Source organism: Pseudoalteromonas rubra (assembly GCF_001482385.1).
GTDB lineage: Bacteria > Pseudomonadota > Gammaproteobacteria > Enterobacterales > Alteromonadaceae > Pseudoalteromonas > Pseudoalteromonas ardens.
Map to the genome: position 1 here is coordinate 129,317 of NZ_CP013611.1, position 19,742 is coordinate 149,058.

Below are 19,742 nucleotides of genomic sequence, written 5' to 3' on the forward strand. Positions count from 1 at the left end.
ATTTAACCATATGCGCTGTAGAAATCTCATCATGGCATTTGACTTCGTGACTATAAAAGGTACGATTAAGCTCAGAAAATAAGCTAGTATCATATCGAAGAACATAGTATTTTAGTCTCTATATCATGCCCGGTCTTAATATATCGACATGCGTCGTGTCGTGAAGCTGACAGGGTAAGCAAGGTAATATCACGTTATGGAAATAATTAATCTTGACCCGCATCACCCGGAAGTGTCGCAGTTACTGAGAGACATTGACGAGCTGATGAATACACTCTACCCACCGAGCAGTAATCAGCTGATCCCGGCAGATGAGCTGGCTGCGTCGGACGTCTATTTTGTCGGTGCCCGCACAGAGTCTGCGTTGATGGGGTGTGGTGCCCTTGTGCCAAAAACGGATGAGGCAGACTGCCTGACACCTTATGCTGAGCTAAAGCGGGTTTATGTGCAACCACCGTATCGGGGTCTGGGCGTGTCGCGGCACATTATGCAAACTTTGATTGACCATGCACGCGAGGTTGGCTTCAGCGTATTGCGGCTTGAAACCGGGATCCGGCAAACTGAAGCAATTGGGCTATATACGTCATTGGGGTTTGTACAGCGTGAAGCATTTGGCAGCTACGAGCCCGACCCTTTGAGTGTTTATATGGAATTAGCGCTGTCATAAAGAGGCCATATCTTTGCGGGCGACGCTTGGCATTTTTGCTATAATCCCGCCATCTATTTTTTGAGTTGTACAAAAAACATGTCTTTTGAATCTCTTGCCTTAGCACCTGCCTTGTTAGAAGGGTTACAGGTACTTGACTTTACTGAGCCAACAGCCATTCAGGCGCAAAGCATTCCCGTGATCCTGGCGGGGCACGATTTGCTGGCGTGCGCGCAGACCGGCACAGGTAAAACAGCCGCATTTATGCTTCCTATTATGACCCAATTACTCAGTCAGCCGGGCTCAGGTGTTCGCGCTCTGATCCTCGCGCCGACCCGAGAGTTGGCTCAGCAAGTGGCGCAGCACGCCAATACCTATGCCGCTCATTGTGAGCTGAAAACGGTGTGTTTGCATGGTGGAGCAAATATTGGGCCTCAGGAAAAAGCGCTACGTGAAGGGGCTGACATAGTGGTCGCCACGCCTGGCCGTTTGCTCGATCATTTAATCAAAGGCACATTGGAATTGTCAGCAGTTGAGTATTTGGTGTTCGATGAGGCCGATCGTATGCTGGATATGGGCTTTATGGGTGAAATACGTCGTATTATGCGCAAAATGCCACCTACACGGCAAACCTTGTTGTTTTCTGCTACCGTTGATGAAGCCGTTTTTAATCAGGTAAAAGACTGGCTGAAGGATCCAAAACGGATTGGCATTGAGGCTCAGAATCAGGCTGCCGCAAAGGTTGAACAGATCTTTTATGCCGTAGATGAAGAGCGTAAACGGGAACTGATTGCTCATCTGATCGGCAAACAAAACTGGCATCAGGTGTTGATTTTCACCCGCACAAAGAAGCAAGCTGATGACTATGCCAAGGAGCTAAATAAAGACGGCCTTAAAACTCAGGCTATCCATGGTGACAAATCTCAGGGGGCGCGAAACAAGGCGCTGGCGCAATTTAAGGATGGTGAAATTCGTGTCTTAGTTGCTACTGATGTCGCAGCACGTGGCATTGATATTCAACAATTGAATTATGTAATTAATGCTGAGTTGCCTTATGTAGCAGAAGATTATGTGCACCGTATTGGCCGAACCGGCCGGGCTGGTGAAGCCGGGACTGCTATTTCTTTGGTGAGTATTGATGAGCAATGGTTACTGGAAGAGATTGAAGTGTTGTTGGATGAGCGTCTTACGCCGCAATGGTTGAGCGGCTATGAGCCAGATCTCACCCGCGAGCCTAAAAATGACCGTCAAAATTCGGCCAAATCTCGTCGTCAGCGCGATAAAAAGCGCGTGCTGGGTCAGCGTGGTAAGCGCAGACGTTAACGCACTTAGTGGCTTCTAACAACCTATTGATAGGTCAGGTGATGACGAAAGTACAATGGCAGATTCATCAGGGGAGTATTGAACAGGTACTTTCTGTAGAGCAGCAGATCCCGGAATTTTCTCAGCCCAAGACGCAAGCAGATATCTTTGTGAGATTATCAGGGCGCACTTACCTGGCGCTGATAGCCAGTTGTGAAGGTCAGCCTGTTGCATATAAGCTGGGTTATGAGCAGGCCCCACAGCTGTTTTATAGCTGGATTGGGGCCGTCATGCCGGCCTACCGGGGCAGAGGGCTGGCGCGAGCGTTATTGCTGGAGCAGGAGCGTTGGTGCCGTGAGCAGGGATTCAGGCATATTGAAGTAAAAACGATGAACCGCTTTAAAACCATGTTGCAGATGCTTGTCAGTCACGACTACCATATCGCGGAACTGACACAGCCAGCAGCGCCGTCGCAGACTTTACTGGATATGCAGATCCGGTTTCGCAAGGCGCTTTAACGTAAACGTGTGTCAAAGTAATGATTGACGCCCAGGGCTAAAAAGATAATCGCGCTGCCAAGTCCCAGACTGACTAAATCGGCGGTGCGATTCCAGATCAGGATATTCACCAGGATCCCGGCAGGGATCAGCACATTGTTCATGACTGCCAGTGCTCCTACTGAAACTAGGGTGACGCCTTTATTCCAGATAAAATAACCAAGGGCAGAGGCAATGAGACCTAAATAAATTAAGATCCCCCATTGTAGCTGCGTCGAAGGGAGCCGGTTCAAATCACCAAAAAGAGCAAAACTTAACGAGGACACGGCCAGCGCGCCGATAAAGAAAAAGCCAAAGCACTGATGGTGGACTAAGGCATGTTGCTCAGCCAGTCGTTTATATAAAACCTGCCCCAGTGCAAAACACAGATTGGCACCCTGAACTACCATAAAGCCAAGCCAGAAGTCCGGGTTAGGCGTTGTCAGACGAATGACGACAGCGCCCAGTGTTGCGATTAATGCGACCAGCAAATAGCGTGCATTAAAGCGCTTTGCGAACAGGTCATTAAGTAAAGTGATGTATACCGGTGTCATAACAGTAAACAACAGGACTTCCGGTACAGTTAAAAACACAAAGGCATGGTAATAGAAACCATACATAGCTCCAATCTGTATTGCACCTATTGTCATTAACCGGAACATCACAGGGCGGGCTGTTTGCTGCCAGCGAATGAATGGCAGGAAAACCAGGGTTGCCAGCGCAATACGACTCAGGGCGGCGAACCAAAGGTCAACCGAACCGGCGAGATAAACGCCTATCAGGCTGAATGAAAACGCCCACAGCAGGGTGACAAAAATCAGATGATGCATATCAGGTCAGTCAAAATGGTGTGCAAGGATAGTGGCGATGATACCTCAGAGTGGTTTGATTTAACTAACAAAATAACAGGTGTATTGAAGGCTCAGTCGTTGCTATTTGCCGAACTTTGCTGAGCGGATGAGCGAAAACAAACGACGGAAAGCTAAGCATCGAAAATGTCGAATGAAAGGTGCGTTATAATATGATTTTATTTTATAACGGCCGAGTTAAAATGGTCTTGTTTTCACATTTATCCCTTCATGATTACCCATGATGTGTGTTGAGGCCGCTTTATGCGGCCTTTTTTTTGCCTGAATTTTCTGCTGTATTGGGCCCAAAGCATGAGGTTTTGTTGCGGGTCGTCTTTTCTCTTCACTGCCTTTTTCAGCAGCACAATATAACTCCATAAAAACAATAAGGGCATCGATGACAAAGGTATTGCCAGTAAGGCCACTAGATTAGGGAGTAAGCAAATAGGAGTAAGGAAAGTGACTCATCGAAAATACCGAGCTAAAGAAACGTTTTAATATGGTTTTATTTTATAACGGCCGAGTTACAATGATCTTGTTTTCACATTTATCCCTTCATGATTACCCATGATGTGTGTTAAGGCCGCTTTAATGCGGCCTTTTTTTTGCCTGCGTTTTCTGTTCAGCTGCGCCTAACCTGCCTACCCTTAAGATGACGTTTTTCTGCGGGCGGCGATTCAATTGCCTGCTTCTAACTGTAAAAGGAAAAAGGTATGCGTACAATTCCATTGCTGATGTCGGTTGTTTTGTCTGTGTTACTGAGCGCTTGTGCGTCTATGGGGCCAGGTGATGCTGTCCAAAAGCGTTCCGAAATTCAGAAGATGAAACGAGATACTTTAACCAAGCTCTATAGTAAAAAACCGGATGTTCGCGCCCAGCTGAGCAATGCGCCCGGATATGCGGTGTTTTCTAATGCGAATCTGAATATTATTTTTGTTGCCGCAGGCACAGGCTATGGTGTCGTAGAAAATAACAACACAGGCCAGTCAACTTATATGAATATGGCTGAAGGCGGTGTCGGACTGGGTCTGGGTGCAAAGGATTATCGTATCGTGATGGTGTTTCATACTCAGGCGGCGATGAAACAATTTGTGGAGTCGGGCTGGACGTTTGGCGGAAATGCCGATGCCGCGGCAAGGGCTGCTGATAAAGGGGCCTCTATTGAAGGCGAAGTCTACTATGGGGATGTGACAGTGTATACATTTACCGAAAGTGGCCTCGCGTTGCAGGCGACAGTGAAAGGAACGAAATTCTGGCAAGATAAGGAATTAAACTAATTTCACTTGCCCCTGGCAACGACACTTAGCCGGCCTGTTGGGCCGGCTGAAAAATCTACTTACCATTTGTCACATCTTTGTGCCTGTTTTCATTCACTCCCTTCACGTTACACTCCTGATAAATGACAGCCAAAGGATGCGTTATGATTTTAGTGATTGGAGCAAGCGGGGCGACGGGCAGGCTGGTTGTTGAGCAGCTGATGTTGGCACGGGGGCAAGTCAGAGTCCTTGTCCGGCAAAGCAGTGCACAACTGGAAACGTTCAAAGCTAACCCGCAACTGGATGTCAGGGTAGGCAATATTGCCGAGTTGAGCACCCAGGAACTCGAAGCGTTAGTGTCGGGCGTGAAAACGGTTATTTGTTGTCTGGGACATCGGGCAACGTTTCAGGGTATTTATGGCCACCCCCGCCGTCTGGTGCGTGATGCAGTGCAAAGTGTGTGTGAGGCAATTGAGAATAAGAGTGACGGGAGCCCTGTTAAATTTATCTTGATGAACAGTACTGGGTGCACCAGCGAGTCTTTGCATGAGCGGCCACCTCTGGCACATCGTGCCGTGGTGGCGTTATTACGTTTATGCCTGCCACCTCATCCTGACAATGAGGCTGCTGCGAAGTTTTTACGTGCCTGCTCCCCCGCAAAGGAAGGGGTTGAGTGGGTCGTGGTTAGGCCAGATTCGTTGACAAATGATGCTCAGGTCACAGCTTATGACGCTCATCCATCTCCAATACGTGACGCCATTTTTGATGCGGGAAAAACAAGCCGGATCAATGTTGCTCACTTTATGTGTCAGTTAGCGCTTGACCCGGCACTGTGGCAGCAATGGCAGGGCTGCTCTCCTGTACTGTATAATCAGGACCAGGGTTAATATTCAACCGTGGTTTTGTAGTCATACCTGAAGCCGATAGAAATGGAGTCGAAGTCATCGCCATTGACGAACGACTTGTTAAGGTACTCAAGGTGAATTCTGAGTACTCTAATTGGGCTCCACTCTAATGTCAGGTTATAGCCATCAAAGCCGCCTGCGGCCGGGTCTGAATCCTGGTATCCGTCATCAAAATCAAAGTAGCCTGCTTTCAGTTTGTAGGCTTTGGCCAGTTGGTAAGCAAAGGATAAATCGAAGGTGTGCCCACTGCGGTCTGCACCTGCGGCATCTCTGTTGTAATCCTTATCCTGATAAGCGACGGCGGCATAGAAGCGAGGTGTAAATTGATAGGCCAGCGAGGTTGCCCAGAGACTGTTATCTCCAAGCTGGACATCATCGGCATAAATGTCGTTTTGCTGGTAGGTGACAGCAGCATGCAAATCGTTAGCATCATAACTTAGACCTACATTGACCAAATCATCTGAATTACTACCTGACTCGCCATTAAACTGTGCCACCGCAACAAAAGTAAAAGGCCCAGGTGTAAGCCGGTAACTAATCAGGTTGTCAACAAAGAAGAGGCTCTCAGGGTCATACGCGAACGGACTGTTGCCATGATTGAAGATATCAACATACTCGGCAATGAATAGATATTGTGCCGGCCGTTGCTTACCAATGCCAAAGCGGCCGACAGGTGTGTTCAGCGCGGTGTAGGCCCGTCGGGAGCGACCAAAGTTGCCTTCATTAGCAACGTCAATACTCCACTCTCCATGCAGCTCTGCGCTCCAGTCTTTGTCAAATTCGTGGGTAACTTTGAGTCCGGCATGGGACAGGGCGTCACGCACGTCCCAATTATCCTCACCATTGGTCTCCAGGCGACCGTATGTCGGGCGCATGGTCGCATATACGTCCAGTTTGCGCTTTTCTTCAGTCGGCGCTGATTTAGCTGAACTGGCAGAGGAAGCGGCTTTTGCATCTGCACCAGCTGCTTTGTTGGGTGTTGGTTTAGCATTTTGTGTTGTTTGAGTGGCGGGTGGGTTTTGCCTTTCAAATCGGGCCTTGAGTGCTTTGAGCTGAGCTTCGAGCGCTTCGATGTCAGCCATCGTGACAGCGCGTTCGGTGTTAGCATGAGCACAGGTGAGCGGCACACAAAGTGCAACCAGGATGGCTTTAGCCACAGAAGAGATCGCGTTATTCATAGCAAATTACCAAATTTGTTGCGTTAGTTGCGATAACTGGAATTATAGACAACACTTTGATAAAGGGTGGTTTTATTTGGCCTAAATAATATGAAGATTCGCAGCAAATTCTCTTTGGCATCGGCGTTACTCATTTTTATGATCATTTTGGTGATCAGTACGACAACCTATGGGCTGGTCAATGCCTCTATGCAAAAGAAAACCACTGCGTATGTTAGTGATTCCGCACAATTGCTGGCATTGGGTATTGATAATTGGTTGGCAGAAAAAGCTGCTTTAATTCGATTACTGCGCAGTCAGATTGAAGCTGACTTTAGCCCTGAACAGTTTCAAAAGGGGCTGGAATCCCCCTATTTTAAAGACGCTTTTTTATTGTCATTTGGTACCTTAAGCACAGAGAGAGTTTTGCGTTCAAACAACCCCAACAGGCAAAACCCGCCAGATGTGGATTTTAGGGAACGAGGCTGGTACCGCCTGGCCAGAGACAAAGGGAAAACAGTGTTTACCAGCCCTTATACCGACGCAGCAACCGGTGAATTGTTGCTTTCAGTGGTTGCGCCTATTAACTCAGGAGGGCAATTTCGCGGCTCTATAGGGGGAGATCTTAGCTTAGATACAATAGCTAAAAGTGTGAATGCGGTGAACTTTGATGGAACAGGCTATGCGTTTTTAGTTGACAGTAAAGGGATTATTGTCTCTCACCAAAACGCCAAACTGAATGGCAAGCCGCTCAGTAGTTTGTCGCCACAACTGAATAAATCAGCTGAAAAAACATTATTAGAAGTGACGGTAAAAGGGGAAGCTAAGCTGCTCTATTTTTACCCATTATCGCAGCAGTACGGGACCGATTGGTATTTGGCCGTGTTGCTGGATGAAGCGCTGGTTTTCAGTGATTTAAGAGCGCTTTCAATGAGCACATTGATGTTGGCAGTGGTGGCCATATTGCTCGGAGCCTTTTTGAGTCGGGCTTTGGCGATTCAGTTACTGAGACCGTTGAAAGACCTTAATGATGCCATTACCAACATTGCGTCGGGTAGTGGTGATCTTACTCAGCGAGTGCGAATAAAACACGAAGATGAATGCGGTAAGGTCGCGCAGGAATTCAATCAATTTCTGGGGTCATTACATAGCCTGGTGACAGATGTGAAGCAACGTGCTGATCTGGTGGTTGCAAGTTGTGACGAAGCGAGTACGCTGGCGAATCAGTCCAGCTCGCAGCTCACTGAGCAGGTACAACTGATTGAAGGGTTGGCTGCGGCAATGCATGAGATGAGCACGACTTCCAGCGAGATTGCAGGCAGTGCCCAGAATGCCGCGACATCGATTACCTCTGTCAATGAGAGGGCGGCTGAAGGGCAACAAGTGTTTCAGAAAACCCGTGGCGAAATAAGTGCGCTGGCCGATGAGATTAATATCTCGCACGAAATGAGTACACAGCTTGCGGAATACAGTCAGAGCATTGAAAATATTTTGTCTGTTATTAATGGTATTGCTGAGCAAACCAATCTCTTGGCGCTGAATGCCGCCATTGAAGCTGCCCGGGCAGGCGAGCAGGGTCGGGGCTTTGCGGTGGTTGCCGACGAAGTACGTTCTTTGGCAACCAAAACGCAAGAATCAACAACTGAAATTAAATCAATGATTGAACAGATCCAGGCATCGTCTATTCAGGTCCAAAGTGCGATGGGCAGCAGTCGTGATAAAACGTTGCTGTGTGTTGAGCAGACTGAGCAGGCTACAGGCATGTTGAATGAGATTTCAGAAGCGGTGAAAGACATTATGGACCGCAACATCCAGATAGCAACAGCGATTGAAGAGCAAAGCGTAGTGATTGAGGAAATCAACAAAAACACCTCCAATATCAATGATATTAGCGTCGAAGTGGGGAGCTTTTCCGTTCGCCAGTTTGAGTCAAGTAAAGTGCTGACACAACATGCTCATGAACAAGAAGGGTTATTATCGAAATTCACGCTTTAGCTACGCTGCGGCAAGTTGTACACTTGCCGCATAGCAAACCGAATTAATGAGCCAGTTTTGGATAATAAGAAAAATATATGGGTGGACGCAGATGCATGCCCTGTGGTGATCCGTGAAATCTTGTTTCGTGCCGCGGTCAGAACCCAAATCCCAGTGACATTCGTCGCCAATCAATATATTAAAACGCCGCCTTCTCCTTATATCAATAAGCTACAGGTGAGTAGTGGCTTTGATGTGGCTGACAATGAGATCGTGCGCCGCATGTGCGCCGGCGATCTGGTGATCACCAGTGACATTCCATTGGCTGCCGAAGCCATTGAAAAAGGCGGGCTGGCACTGAGCACACGGGGTGAGGAGTTTACAAGAGAAAACATTCGATCGCGGCTAAATATTCGCGATTTTATGGATACCATGCGCAGTAGTGGCATGGTCAGTGGTGGTCCCCCGCCCTTAGGGCAAGCTGAAAAACAACAGTTCGCCAACAGCTTAGACCGCTGGCTACAGCAAAATAAAGTCTAATCTCAGGCACCGCGCTATGGTGCCTCTCCTTTGCTTTAATACCATTTCACTTATTACCTGTTCAATTTGAAGGAGCAAATATGACGCTAACGGTGTTAAAAATTTCTCATTTAGAACCTAATACCTTAGACATAGGCTCACAAATTTTTGCCTTGTTATCGACGATATTTTCTCGCCTCAAAATGGAACACTTAATTAAGCAAATTGGTATAAAGTGACATCCCTTTGGATTATAAACAAGCTGATACTCGGCAACCTTGATTGCGCGTTGAAAATACCATCGGTTAAAAGCCACTAAGTAACCGGCGTTTGACAACGTATTACAAATGCCCAGGGAATACGCAGATGACAGTAACGCTGCTTAACGAATGCGTTTTGTCTGTAATACTGAATTGGAGAAACCATGATAAGAATAATGACACAAAACGACTTTCAACATTTCTGGCTAACTTTTAAAGAAGTCATTGAGCAACAAGAGACTTATGCATTTGACCCGGATATGTCACAACAGCAAGCTTATGCGCTGTGGTGTCAAAAAGTAGACAATGCGTATGCCATGGTCGAAGGGGATGAGATCCTGGGAAGTTACTACCTCAAGGCCAATGCCATGGGGCCTGGCAACCATATTTGCAATTGCGGCTATATGGTTGCCCCCCAGGCAAGAGGCAAAGGCGTTGCTCGTACATTGTGTGAACATTCGCAAAGTGAAGCAATAAAGCTGGGTTATCGTGCGATGCAGTTTAATTCTGTGGTTGCCAGTAATCAGGTGGCGGTACAGTTGTGGCAAAGGTTGGGTTATCAGATTATTGGTACTATTCCAAAGGCTTACCGTCATCCCAGTTTGGGTCTTGTTGACAGTCATATTATGTATAAATGGCTCCAGTAACAATAATAATGTTATTTCATATCAATATGATAGGCTGAGGTGGGGCATTGACATCTACGCCTTGCCAGCATATATTGCTGGCAACTTAATCGACAGTCAGAGGGTAAGTTGCGCTTAATTCAGGGTCTGCTCACATTAATAATGGTATTACTGATTGGTATACAATCGGTGACTGCTGTGATCGATCCCGGCAACTTTCATCAGCCCACCAAAGCACATTTGCAAACCAATCATGTCCATGAAGAACGATATCCGGCCTCACAAAGCGTGATCTTTGACGAGCAGGGTCATGTGATTTCTGACTGTCATCATTGTGGCCATTGCAGCGGTAGCCATACAATCTGGATGTCAGTTCGCTTGTCTCCGATTTCTGGATTGATAAAACCCGATATCCCTTTTTCACCTGCAGATACTCGGGTTCGCCGGCGTATTGAATCTCAGTTTAAACCTCCCATCGCTTAACTCTGTTTCCTCCAAACTTTTTTAGTTCTTGTTATTTTTCCGTTTGACGGATCGCTTCTGCATGCCTGTTTTTATGCAATTCAGGACAGTGCGATTGGTCATGTCGATTTTTGCCTGAAACAGACAGGCAGTGGAGTGTGGTACGTCACACACCACAAATGAAGAGGTTTACACCATCATGAACAAGCGTATTTTGAGTTATGCAGCAGGGCTTTTACTGATCTCACTGAAAGCCAGTGCCATCTCGAGCACAGAATCAGGTCATAATCATGAGCCTGATGTTTCTTTCCAGGATGAATCATCTCATCAGCAAAGCGTGTTGCTCAGTCAAGCTCAACAGTCACAAGTCAACCTTCAGCTGGTGACACTACAGGCTCAATATGAGCAAACTCCGGTCTATGCGCCGGGCGAGCTTAAAGCAAACCGTTACACCAGTTATATGGTGACGCCGCGGGTTGATTCCGTGGTAGAGCGCCGCCATGCGAGTTTAGGTCAGATTGTCAGGCCCGGGGATAAATTGGTCACATTATTTAGTCAGGATATGGCCCAGGCGCAGGCGGACTATATGATTGCTGCCAGTGAGTGGAAGCGGGTTGCACGATTGACCGATGCAAGCTTGAGCGAAAATCAGCAACTGGTCGCCAGAGCTGAGTATAAAGCGGCGCTGGGTACGTTACTGGCGATGGGCATGAGTCATTCTGCTGTTGACCGCTTAGAGACGGGGCAAACTCGTTCTTTGGGTACTTATACTCTGTCTGCCCAACGTGAAGGGATTGTGCTGGAGGACGGCTTTGTGCAGGGGCAGCGCTTTGGTTCAGGTGAAGCCATTATGAAACTCGGTGACGAATCGACATTGTGGGTTGAAGTCAGATTAGCCGCAACGCAGCAGCGTTTGATTAATACCGATACACCCGTTGAGATTGAGCATAATCAGCGCAGATACCCGGCAAAGGTGATCCAGCAGGGACATACATTGGACCCATTAACGCGCACGCGGGTGGTTCGGCTTGAGGTTGATAATCGTGACGATACATTACATGCCGGTATGTTTGTCAGTGCGTACTTTTTGTTTTCGACGGCTCAGCCCGTTATTACCGTACCTGAATCTGCGTTGGTGCGCGATGTGGATGGCGGGTGGCAAGTGTTTGTGGAACATGATCAGGGTGAATACGTTGCCACCCCTGTAAAACGGGTTGCACCGACAAAAGGCGGAGTGATTATTGAGCCTATGCCGCTATTCGAGGGGGCAAAGGCGATTCGTTCTGGCACCAAGGTGGTGGCTCAGGGGGCATTCTTTATTGCGTCAGAAATGGCAAAAAGTGGCTTTGATCCACATAACCACTGAGGGCGAACAGGATGTTAGAGAAAATCATAAATGGTGCAATCGCGCACCGTGTTGTGGTGCTGTTTGCAACACTGCTAGTCTTGATCGTGTCAATTTGGCAAGTACCGCGTTTGAATCTTGACGCTTTTCCGGACGTGACCAATATCCAGGTGACAGTGAATACTGAAGCCCCTGGACTCGCGGCACAAGAAGTAGAGCAGCTCATCACGTATCCCATTGAAGCACTTATGTACGCGCTGCCGGATGTTGAGCAAGTGCGTTCTATCTCCAAAACCGGGTTGTCCGGGGTGACAGTTGTCTTTAAAGAAGGGACTGATATCTATTTTGCAAGACAATTGGTGTTTGAACGACTGCAGACAGCCCGTTCACTGATCCCGGATTCAGTCGGGATGCCGGATATGGGTCCTAATACCTCTGGGCTGGGACAAGTCTATCAATATTTGCTGGTGGCAGACCCCGATTCGGGAGTCGACGAAATGACGCTACGGAGTATCAACGACTGGCTGGTCAAACTTCTGTTGATGCCGATAGAGGGGGTGACTGAAGTGTTGTCATTTGGCGGCCAGGTTAAACAATATCAGGTGGACTTGGACCCTACGCGTTTGCTGGCATACAAATTAACCCAGTCGCAGGTACAGCGTGCCTTATCGGACAATAACCGTAATGCAGGCGGCTGGTATCTTGACCGTGCTCAGGAGCAGCTCGTGATCCGAGGTGTGGGTTGGTTTAGCAGTGGCGCACCGGGCTTAGAGCAAATTCGTCAGGTACCCATTAAGACGATTGATGGCACCGTAGTGAGAGTGGCTGACGTCGCTCAGGTCAAACTTGGCGGTGAGATACGTCAGGGGGCGGTCACTCTGACCTTGCGAGATGCTTCTGGGCAGGCAACTTCCCGGGGAGAGGTTGTCAGTGGTATTGTACTGAAACGGATGGGTGCAAACACGAAAGCGACGATCGACGGGATAAAAAGCAAAGTCGCACAGATCAATCGGGCGTTGCCACCGGGGGTCGAATTTGTGCCCATTTATGATCAAAGTATGCTGATTGATAAGGCCATTACTACGGTGGCTGATGCCTTGCTGCTAGCGTTCGTATTTATTGCTGTGGTGCTTTTGCTGTTCCTGCTCAATCTGAGAGCTGCCGTACTGGTGATACTCTCTGTGCCCGTTGCCATTATTCTGGCTCTGGGTTTAATGTCTTTGATGGGGATGCCTGCAAATCTGATGTCTTTGGGCGGGCTGGCTGTGGCCATTGGCATGCTGGTCGATGGCTCAGTGGTGATGGTTGAGCGGATCTTACAACAACAGGCAGCCCGAGGGGCAACGAACACCAGCACAGAGTCTTTTTCTGAGCTTGTTAGTCTGGCCGCGAAAGATGTCGCACGACCTATCTTTTTTGCATCTGTCATCATCTTATTGGTCTTTTTGCCGCTGTTTTCTTTTGAAGGGGTTGAGGCCAAACTGTTCACGCCAATGGCCAGTAGTATTATGCTGGCTGTGGTTTGTGCTGTTGTGATTGCCTTGTTGGTAATACCAGTTTTGGCTTGTTATCTGTTGAATAGCCATAAGCCGACACAGCGTCACGCTGTTTTAGAAAAAGCAGAAGGGATTTACCGGCAATCTTTAGAACTTGCGCAGCGAAACAGCAAAGCGCTACTAGTGGGAGTTTCGGCTCTGTTTGCCATGGCTGTGTATACATTGACGCAAATTGGTAGTGAATTTGTCCCTGAACTTGAAGAAGGGACGCTCAACTTGCGCGTAACACTGGCACCGTCTGCCAGTCTCGAAACCAGCTTATCCATTGCACCTCTGCTGGAAGAAACAATACTGGGCTTTGAGGAAGTGACTTATGCACTGAGCCGCATAGGTCGCCCGGAGGTTGGCGGTGATCCTGAACCGGTGAATAACATTGAGATCTATATCGGGCTCCGGCCAGTTGAACAGTGGAAAAATGCCAGCACTCGGGTTGAATTACAAGCTAAGATTGCGTCGGCCTTATCTGTCCACCCCGGCTTATTGCTGAATTTCTCTCAGCCGATAGCAACTCGGGTGGATGAATTGTTGTCAGGCGTTAAAGCTCAGCTGGCAATTAAATTACTTGGACCTGAGTTGCCGGTACTGATGCAAAAGGGGGAAGAGCTTGAACGTCTGGTAAGAGCCTTACCCGGTACCACGGATGTCGCTTTAGAGCAGCAAAGTGGTGAAGCTCAGCTGGTGATAACGCCTAACCGGGACGCTTTATCCCGCGTCGGGCTTTCTGTAAACGATGTTATGGACCTTGTTAGCAGTGGTTTAGGGGGCAATGTAGCTGGGCAAATAGTCAGGGGTAACGAAAGATACGATATCTACGTCAGGCTGGCCGAGTCGTTCAGACGCAATCCAGGGGCAATCGAGTCGTTGATGCTGATGTCTCCAAGCGGCGCCTGGGTTAGCTTAAATGAGGTGGCAAAGGTTGAGTTTGCTTCTGGTCCGGTACAGATCCGTCGTGATGATGTACAGCGCCGGATCGTTGTACAAGCCAATGTAACTGGCAAAGACATGGGCAGCGTAGTAGCCGATATAAAAGCCAAAATTGACAGCACACTGTCGCTACCACCCGGTTATAGCATTGAATTTGGTGGGCAGTTTGAAAGTCAGCAACGTGCACAGCAGCGATTGGCAATTGTGATCCCTGGCGCTCTGATGCTGATGGCGGTATTGTTAATGCTGACCTTTAGATCGCTTTCGCAGGCGGCGCTTGTCCTGAGCTGCATTCCTTTGGGGGTCATTGGTGGCGTCTTTTCGCTTTATCTGTCCGGGCAGTACCTGTCTGTACCTGCGTCGGTTGGCTTTATCACCTTGTTTGGTGTTGCTGTACTGAACGCAGTGGTATTGGTAGAGAGTATTAATCAGCGGATTGCTGCGGGAGTGGAGATAACCACGGCAATCAAAGAGGGAGCGACTTCGCGATTGCGCCCTGTATTAATGACTGCACTTACCTCTGCATTGGGTCTGATCCCGATCTTGCTTTCGACTGGTGTGGGGTCTGAGATCCAAAAGCCGCTGGCCAGCGTGGTGATAGGTGGACTATTTACCTCAACCTTGCTGACTTTGTTTGTGTTGCCCATTTTATTTGAGCGATTCTGTGCACAACGCCTTGCAAGGCGTCAGACTTAGCAACGAAAATACCAACAAAGCCGGGGGGTAAACCCGGCTTTCTTACTGCATCATTCAGATTTTGTGGCTTTTTTATTGAGCAGATAAACTGCGCACAGTGCACAGGCACCACCGACAGCTACGCCCAAACTAAGTTGCTCTGCAAAGTACCAAGCAGAAAGCCCCATTGCCGTCACGGGGACCACAAAGACAAAAGAGCTGGAACGATTAGGCCCCAGCTTTTGGGTTGCCAGGAAGAACACGCTAGTAGCAATACTGACTACGACAATCGATAAAAAGAGTAAATGGTGCCAGTAATATGTAGGGTATTGTGATGCACTGCTAAACGGATCATGCTGGTAGGCAAATAAATAGCTTAGTAAAGAGGCCCAGACATACATCAGTGTGCTGAAAGTAATGAAATCAGCGTAACGGGTTCCGCGCTGACTGATTAAAGTAAGAAACGCCCAGGTAAGTGAAGCGAGTATAAAGTAGGCGTTGCCTGAAGCCAGTATCTGATCCAGGTTAAAATGCCATACTTCTATCATTAACAGCCCGCCGCCTAAACCGAGTGCGAGTCCAATCCTCTGACGTTTGTTGATCGCCTGACCCAATAAAACGGCACTCAGAATAAAGGTAAATACGGGATTAGAAGTGGTGACCAGCATCCCGCCTTTACCGGGCAGGCCATCCGCCAGACCCATAAAAAACAGCTGGTTGTAAGCTGCGAGCAAAATACCTGCGGGCAAGGACCAGAGCAGGGCGCGTACGCTGTAATTCAGTTGGAGTAGCTTCAATTTGTGCAATATCCACATGATTGGCGGCATGCTTATGGCTGCAAGGAACAGTCGATAGAACACGGTAACCTGAGCTGGGGCGATATCAGCGATGATTTTTCCTGAGATCCAACTCATTCCCCAAAAAAGCATGGCTGACACGAGCGCCAGGACGATTGGTGCATCATTGGGCTGATCGTTGCAAGTTGTTGTCGACATGGTCTTCCTTTTGTTTAAGGTCATACGGCAGGAGGCGGTAGCGTATCAAATTTAACTAATGGTCAGTATATGTATTGCGAACATTCCTCTATATTTCTGAGCTGCAAGATTTTATTTATACACTTTGTAGATTCAGAAAACCTTAAGTTGAGCATTTAACCTGAAAAGATAGGATGTACTATACGGCCGTTATATCTAACGGCAGCATATATCAGGTTGATTTTAATTTGGTGTGTTTTATTGCCAGCACACAGTTTTACAAACTTGAATTTGGATCGGCATGCTATAGAGCAAGTAGCTAAAAGTTACTTGATTGCGCAAATCGAAGTGAGTCCAAAATTGATGGTATAAATAGCCGATGATGAGTTGGTAAAAAGAACCAACTGGCAGGGCAAAACGGATGGGGAATTTGTCATGTCCATGGATAAGGCTGGGTTGGTTAAGCTTGCAGCAGAATACAACGTGTCAGGTGAGCGTTTCGCAAAGCAGCCAAAGATGGAAATGAATGTGCTGGATCTTGATGAATGAATAGCCACTGTAAAGCTGACGACAGATGAATGGGTTGATTATATGCATTTATATAAAAATGCGTCGGGGGAGTGGCAGATCCTGAATGTATTGTGGCAGTTCCACCAAGTTGCAAGGCACCGTAGTGGTGGGTAACGTGCAAGAAGTCAAACTGTAATGGCCCGTAATTGCTTTTATCTGACAGAAATCTATAGTTTGCACATAGATTATTCAGTCAGGGAACGCCGCCGTGATTACCAATGTTGCAGTTACATACGAAAACAAAACATCAAAGCCAATTTTTGCCTTTTTATGTCAAAAAGGAGAGATCAAAGCGCTCACTTTAACGCAGATCTTTCCTGGCTCGACCTACAAGTTGTCTGTCGAATTTGAGGATCTAAATGATCTGGAAGTTGGGTTCGGTGACTCTTGGTCTAACCCTAAACTGGTCATGCCATTGACCGCTGTTACCGGGTGCAGTGAATTTCAGGTGTGCCTCGACGACAATAATATGATGGAAATTGAGCAATCGGGTGTTTCAGTAAAAAAGCACAAACGCTACTTTTATGATGCGGTTTGCGTATAACTTCAAATAGAGAGTTTGTTTTGTCGTTATAGATCACTTCTTAGTGTAAATCCTTCAGCATTTCTCTAGGGATTAATCGTTTTACAGATTCAACCGGGTTAACAAAGGGGATTAATTAATGCAGGCGTTTGCTTAATTTGATTCTGTTTTGTGTTAATTTTAATCATGTTGGTTTTATTTTGTTCGGTTGGGTGGCTTTTTTCACTTTTTCTCAAAAAAATGGTTGTGCTGAGTTTCGATTTCCCTATAATGCGCATCCACCGATACGGAGCGAAACGCTGAAAAGCAACGAGCTAGCGAGTTGGGAGTCAAATAAAGCTAGGTTGTTTTGAAATATATATCAAGCACAATCAAGTGTTGACATAAAATGGGAAGTGATTAGAATGCGCAACCCTCAGCGCTAACAGCGCAGCGACATTAAGTCGCACCGTTCTTTAAAAATATGAAGCAATCATCTGTGTGGGCACTCGTACAGATTGAGTTCTAACAGCGAATTTCAGTTTACTGAATGACGCACAAAAATTTAGAGTCTCAATTGAGCTGAGTGACCAACGGAATAAACATAGTTTATTCAGCACAGTCAATTCGATATCTCATCTTTTATAGGTGAGAAATCAAAATCAGAATTCAATGAGCACGAAACTTAGGTTTCAAAAAACTTTTAATTGAAGAGTTTGATCATGGCTCAGATTGAACGCTGGCGGCAGGCCTAACACATGCAAGTCGAGCGGTAACATTTCTAGCTTGCTAGAAGATGACGAGCGGCGGACGGGTGAGTAATGCTTGGGAACATGCCTTTAGGTGGGGGGCAACCATTGGAAACGATGGCTAATACCGCATAATGTCTACGGACCAAAGGGGGCTTCGGCTCTCGCCTTTAGATTGGCCCAAGTGGGATTAGCTAGTTGGTAAGGTAACGGCTTACCAAGGCGACGATCCCTAGCTGGTTTGAGAGGATGATCAGCCACACTGGAACTGAGACACGGTCCAGACTCCTACGGGAGGCAGCAGTGGGGAATATTGCACAATGGGCGCAAGCCTGATGCAGCCATGCCGCGTGTGTGAAGAAGGCCTTCGGGTTGTAAAGCACTTTCAGTCAGGAGGAAAGGTTAGTAGTTAATACCTGCTAGCTGTGACGTTACTGACAGAAGAAGCACCGGCTAACTCCGTGCCAGCAGCCGCGGTAATACGGAGGGTGCGAGCGTTAATCGGAATTACTGGGCGTAAAGCGTACGCAGGCGGTTTGTTAAGCGAGATGTGAAAGCCCCGGGCTTAACCTGGGAACTGCATTTCGAACTGGCAAACTAGAGTGTGATAGAGGGTGGTAGAATTTCAGGTGTAGCGGTGAAATGCGTAGAGATCTGAAGGAATACCGATGGCGAAGGCAGCCACCTGGGTCAACACTGACGCTCATGTACGAAAGCGTGGGGAGCAAACAGGATTAGATACCCTGGTAGTCCACGCCGTAAACGATGTCTACTAGGAGCTGGGGTCTTCGGACAACTTTTCCAAAGCTAACGCATTAAGTAGACCGCCTGGGGAGTACGGCCGCAAGGTTAAAACTCAAATGAATTGACGGGGGCCCGCACAAGCGGTGGAGCATGTGGTTTAATTCGATGCAACGCGAAGAACCTTACCTACACTTGACATACAGAGAACTTACCAGAGATGGTTTGGTGCCTTCGGGAACTCTGATACAGGTGCTGCATGGCTGTCGTCAGCTCGTGTTGTGAGATGTTGGGTTAAGTCCCGCAACGAGCGCAACCCTTATCCTTAGTTGCCAGCGATTCGGTCGGGAACTCTAAGGAGACTGCCGGTGATAAACCGGAGGAAGGTGGGGACGACGTCAAGTCATCATGGCCCTTACGTGTAGGGCTACACACGTGCTACAATGGCATATACAGAGTGCTGCGAACTAGCGATAGTAAGCGAATCACTTAAAGTATGTCGTAGTCCGGATTGGAGTCTGCAACTCGACTCCATGAAGTCGGAATCGCTAGTAATCGCGGATCAGAATGCCGCGGTGAATACGTTCCCGGGCCTTGTACACACCGCCCGTCACACCATGGGAGTGGGTTGCTCCAGAAGTGGATAGCTTAACCTTCGGGAGGGCGTTCACCACGGAGTGATTCATGACTGGGGTGAAGTCGTAACAAGGTAGCCCTAGGGGAACCTGGGGCTGGATCACCTCCTTATCGACTTAGAACTAATTTGTTCGAAGTGTCCACACAGATGATTGTTGATTAGAATTAGAGAACACAAACATTGTTTGGGTCTGTAGCTCAGCTGGTTAGAGCGCACGCCTGATAAGCGTGAGGTCGGTAGTTCAAGTCTACTCAGACCCACCACTTCTTCCCGATGCTGCGTTATTAAGCTCGTCGTTTAGAAACTACTAAACGTCCTCACTTAATGCCTTGCCTCGAAAAGAAGCTCGGTTCAGAACAATGTTATTCCTAGTAATGTGGGGCTATAGCTCAGCTGGGAGAGCGCCTGCCTTGCACGCAGGAGGTCAGCAGTTCGATCCTGCTTAGCTCCACCACTTTACTACCTACTCCTCATAGATAAACACTCTTACCAACGACTTGGTACTCTGAGAGTTTTTAACTCTGAGAAGTAATTCTCTTGCTCTTTAAAAATTTGGAAAGCTGATATTAAATTCTCTG

At 47.7% G+C, this 19,742-nt stretch carries 15 protein-coding genes, 2 tRNA genes and 1 rRNA gene; 15 read left to right on the plus strand and 3 right to left on the minus strand.

What is annotated here, in order from left to right; all coding sequences use genetic code 11:
- Positions 1–196 precede the first annotated feature (196 nt).
- From AT705_RS00620 to AT705_RS00630, 3 genes are all read left to right on the plus strand, one after another.
- The gene (locus AT705_RS00620) at positions 197–667 is read left to right on the plus strand and encodes a GNAT family N-acetyltransferase (RefSeq protein WP_058795056.1); all 471 of its coding nucleotides are present in this window, start codon (positions 197–199) and stop codon (positions 665–667) included.
- 78 nt (positions 668–745) lie between these two features.
- Entirely contained in the window at positions 746–1,969 is a 1,224-nt protein-coding gene (locus AT705_RS00625) for a DEAD/DEAH box helicase (RefSeq protein WP_058795057.1), read from the plus strand.
- Positions 1,970–2,010: 41 nt separating this feature from the next.
- Positions 2,011–2,466, plus strand: coding sequence for a GNAT family N-acetyltransferase (locus tag AT705_RS00630; protein ID WP_058795058.1), 456 nt, complete (start codon positions 2,011–2,013; stop codon positions 2,464–2,466).
- Here AT705_RS00630 and AT705_RS00635 read toward each other — a convergent pair.
- Positions 2,463–3,314, minus strand: coding sequence for a DMT family transporter (locus AT705_RS00635; RefSeq protein WP_058795059.1), 852 nt, complete (start codon positions 3,312–3,314; stop codon positions 2,463–2,465). The genes AT705_RS00630 and AT705_RS00635 overlap by 4 nt on opposite strands.
- Before the next feature lie 731 nt (positions 3,315–4,045).
- Here AT705_RS00635 and AT705_RS00645 point away from each other — a divergent pair.
- Complete coding sequence (locus tag AT705_RS00645; protein WP_058795061.1) at positions 4,046–4,609, plus strand: YSC84-related protein; 564 nt, start codon at positions 4,046–4,048, stop codon at positions 4,607–4,609.
- Between the two features lie 143 nt (positions 4,610–4,752).
- The gene (locus AT705_RS00650; RefSeq protein WP_058795062.1) at positions 4,753–5,475 is read left to right on the plus strand and encodes an NAD(P)-dependent oxidoreductase; all 723 of its coding nucleotides are present in this window, start codon (positions 4,753–4,755) and stop codon (positions 5,473–5,475) included.
- Here the strand turns inward: AT705_RS00650 and AT705_RS00655 are convergent.
- On the minus strand, positions 5,472–6,671 hold the full coding sequence (locus AT705_RS00655) for a porin (protein ID WP_058795063.1): 1,200 nt from the start codon (positions 6,669–6,671) through the stop codon (positions 5,472–5,474). The two genes, AT705_RS00650 and AT705_RS00655, sit on opposite strands and share 4 nt — an antisense overlap.
- 90 nt (positions 6,672–6,761) lie before the next feature.
- Between AT705_RS00655 and AT705_RS00660 the strand changes: the two genes are divergently transcribed.
- From AT705_RS00660 to AT705_RS00685, 6 genes are all read left to right on the plus strand, one after another.
- On the plus strand, positions 6,762–8,645 hold the full coding sequence (locus AT705_RS00660) for a methyl-accepting chemotaxis protein (protein WP_058797872.1): 1,884 nt from the start codon (positions 6,762–6,764) through the stop codon (positions 8,643–8,645).
- 57 nt (positions 8,646–8,702) lie between these two features.
- Positions 8,703–9,164, plus strand: coding sequence for a YaiI/YqxD family protein (locus AT705_RS00665; protein WP_058795064.1), 462 nt, complete (start codon positions 8,703–8,705; stop codon positions 9,162–9,164).
- 403 nt (positions 9,165–9,567) lie between these two features.
- Positions 9,568–10,050 carry a GNAT family N-acetyltransferase gene (locus AT705_RS00670; protein WP_058795065.1) on the plus strand — a complete coding sequence of 161 codons (483 nt, stop codon included), beginning with the start codon at positions 9,568–9,570 and terminating at the stop codon, positions 10,048–10,050.
- 177 nt (positions 10,051–10,227) lie between these two features.
- Positions 10,228–10,512, plus strand: coding sequence for a hypothetical protein (locus tag AT705_RS00675; RefSeq protein ID WP_157576623.1), 285 nt, complete (start codon positions 10,228–10,230; stop codon positions 10,510–10,512).
- 178 nt (positions 10,513–10,690) lie between these two features.
- A complete protein-coding gene (locus AT705_RS00680; protein WP_058797873.1) occupies positions 10,691–11,857 on the plus strand; it encodes an efflux RND transporter periplasmic adaptor subunit in 1,167 nt (388 codons plus the stop codon).
- Positions 11,858–11,868: 11 nt separating this feature from the next.
- On the plus strand, positions 11,869–15,012 hold the full coding sequence (locus tag AT705_RS00685) for an efflux RND transporter permease subunit (protein ID WP_058795067.1): 3,144 nt from the start codon (positions 11,869–11,871) through the stop codon (positions 15,010–15,012).
- Positions 15,013–15,062: 50 nt separating this feature from the next.
- On the opposite strand, the gene AT705_RS00690 is transcribed toward AT705_RS00685, so the two are convergent.
- Positions 15,063–15,986: a DMT family transporter gene (locus AT705_RS00690; RefSeq protein WP_058795068.1), complete on the minus strand. Its 924-nt coding sequence runs from the start codon at positions 15,984–15,986 to the stop codon at positions 15,063–15,065.
- A 757-nt stretch (positions 15,987–16,743) separates the two neighbouring features.
- On the opposite strand from AT705_RS00690, the gene AT705_RS00695 reads away from it, so the two are divergent.
- The 4 genes from AT705_RS00695 to AT705_RS00710 all read left to right on the plus strand — a co-directional run bounded on the left by AT705_RS00695 (position 16,744) and on the right by AT705_RS00710 (position 19,618).
- Positions 16,744–17,079 carry a hypothetical protein gene (locus tag AT705_RS00695; RefSeq protein ID WP_049865791.1) on the plus strand — a complete coding sequence of 112 codons (336 nt, stop codon included), beginning with the start codon at positions 16,744–16,746 and terminating at the stop codon, positions 17,077–17,079.
- Positions 17,080–17,741: 662 nt separating this feature from the next.
- A 16S ribosomal RNA gene (locus AT705_RS00700) occupies positions 17,742–19,274 on the plus strand.
- Positions 19,275–19,350: 76 nt separating this feature from the next.
- Positions 19,351–19,427 (plus strand) — tRNA-Ile (locus AT705_RS00705).
- A gap of 115 nt (positions 19,428–19,542) precedes the next feature.
- Positions 19,543–19,618, plus strand: a tRNA-Ala gene (locus AT705_RS00710).
- The last annotated feature ends 124 nt before the right edge of the window (positions 19,619–19,742 follow it).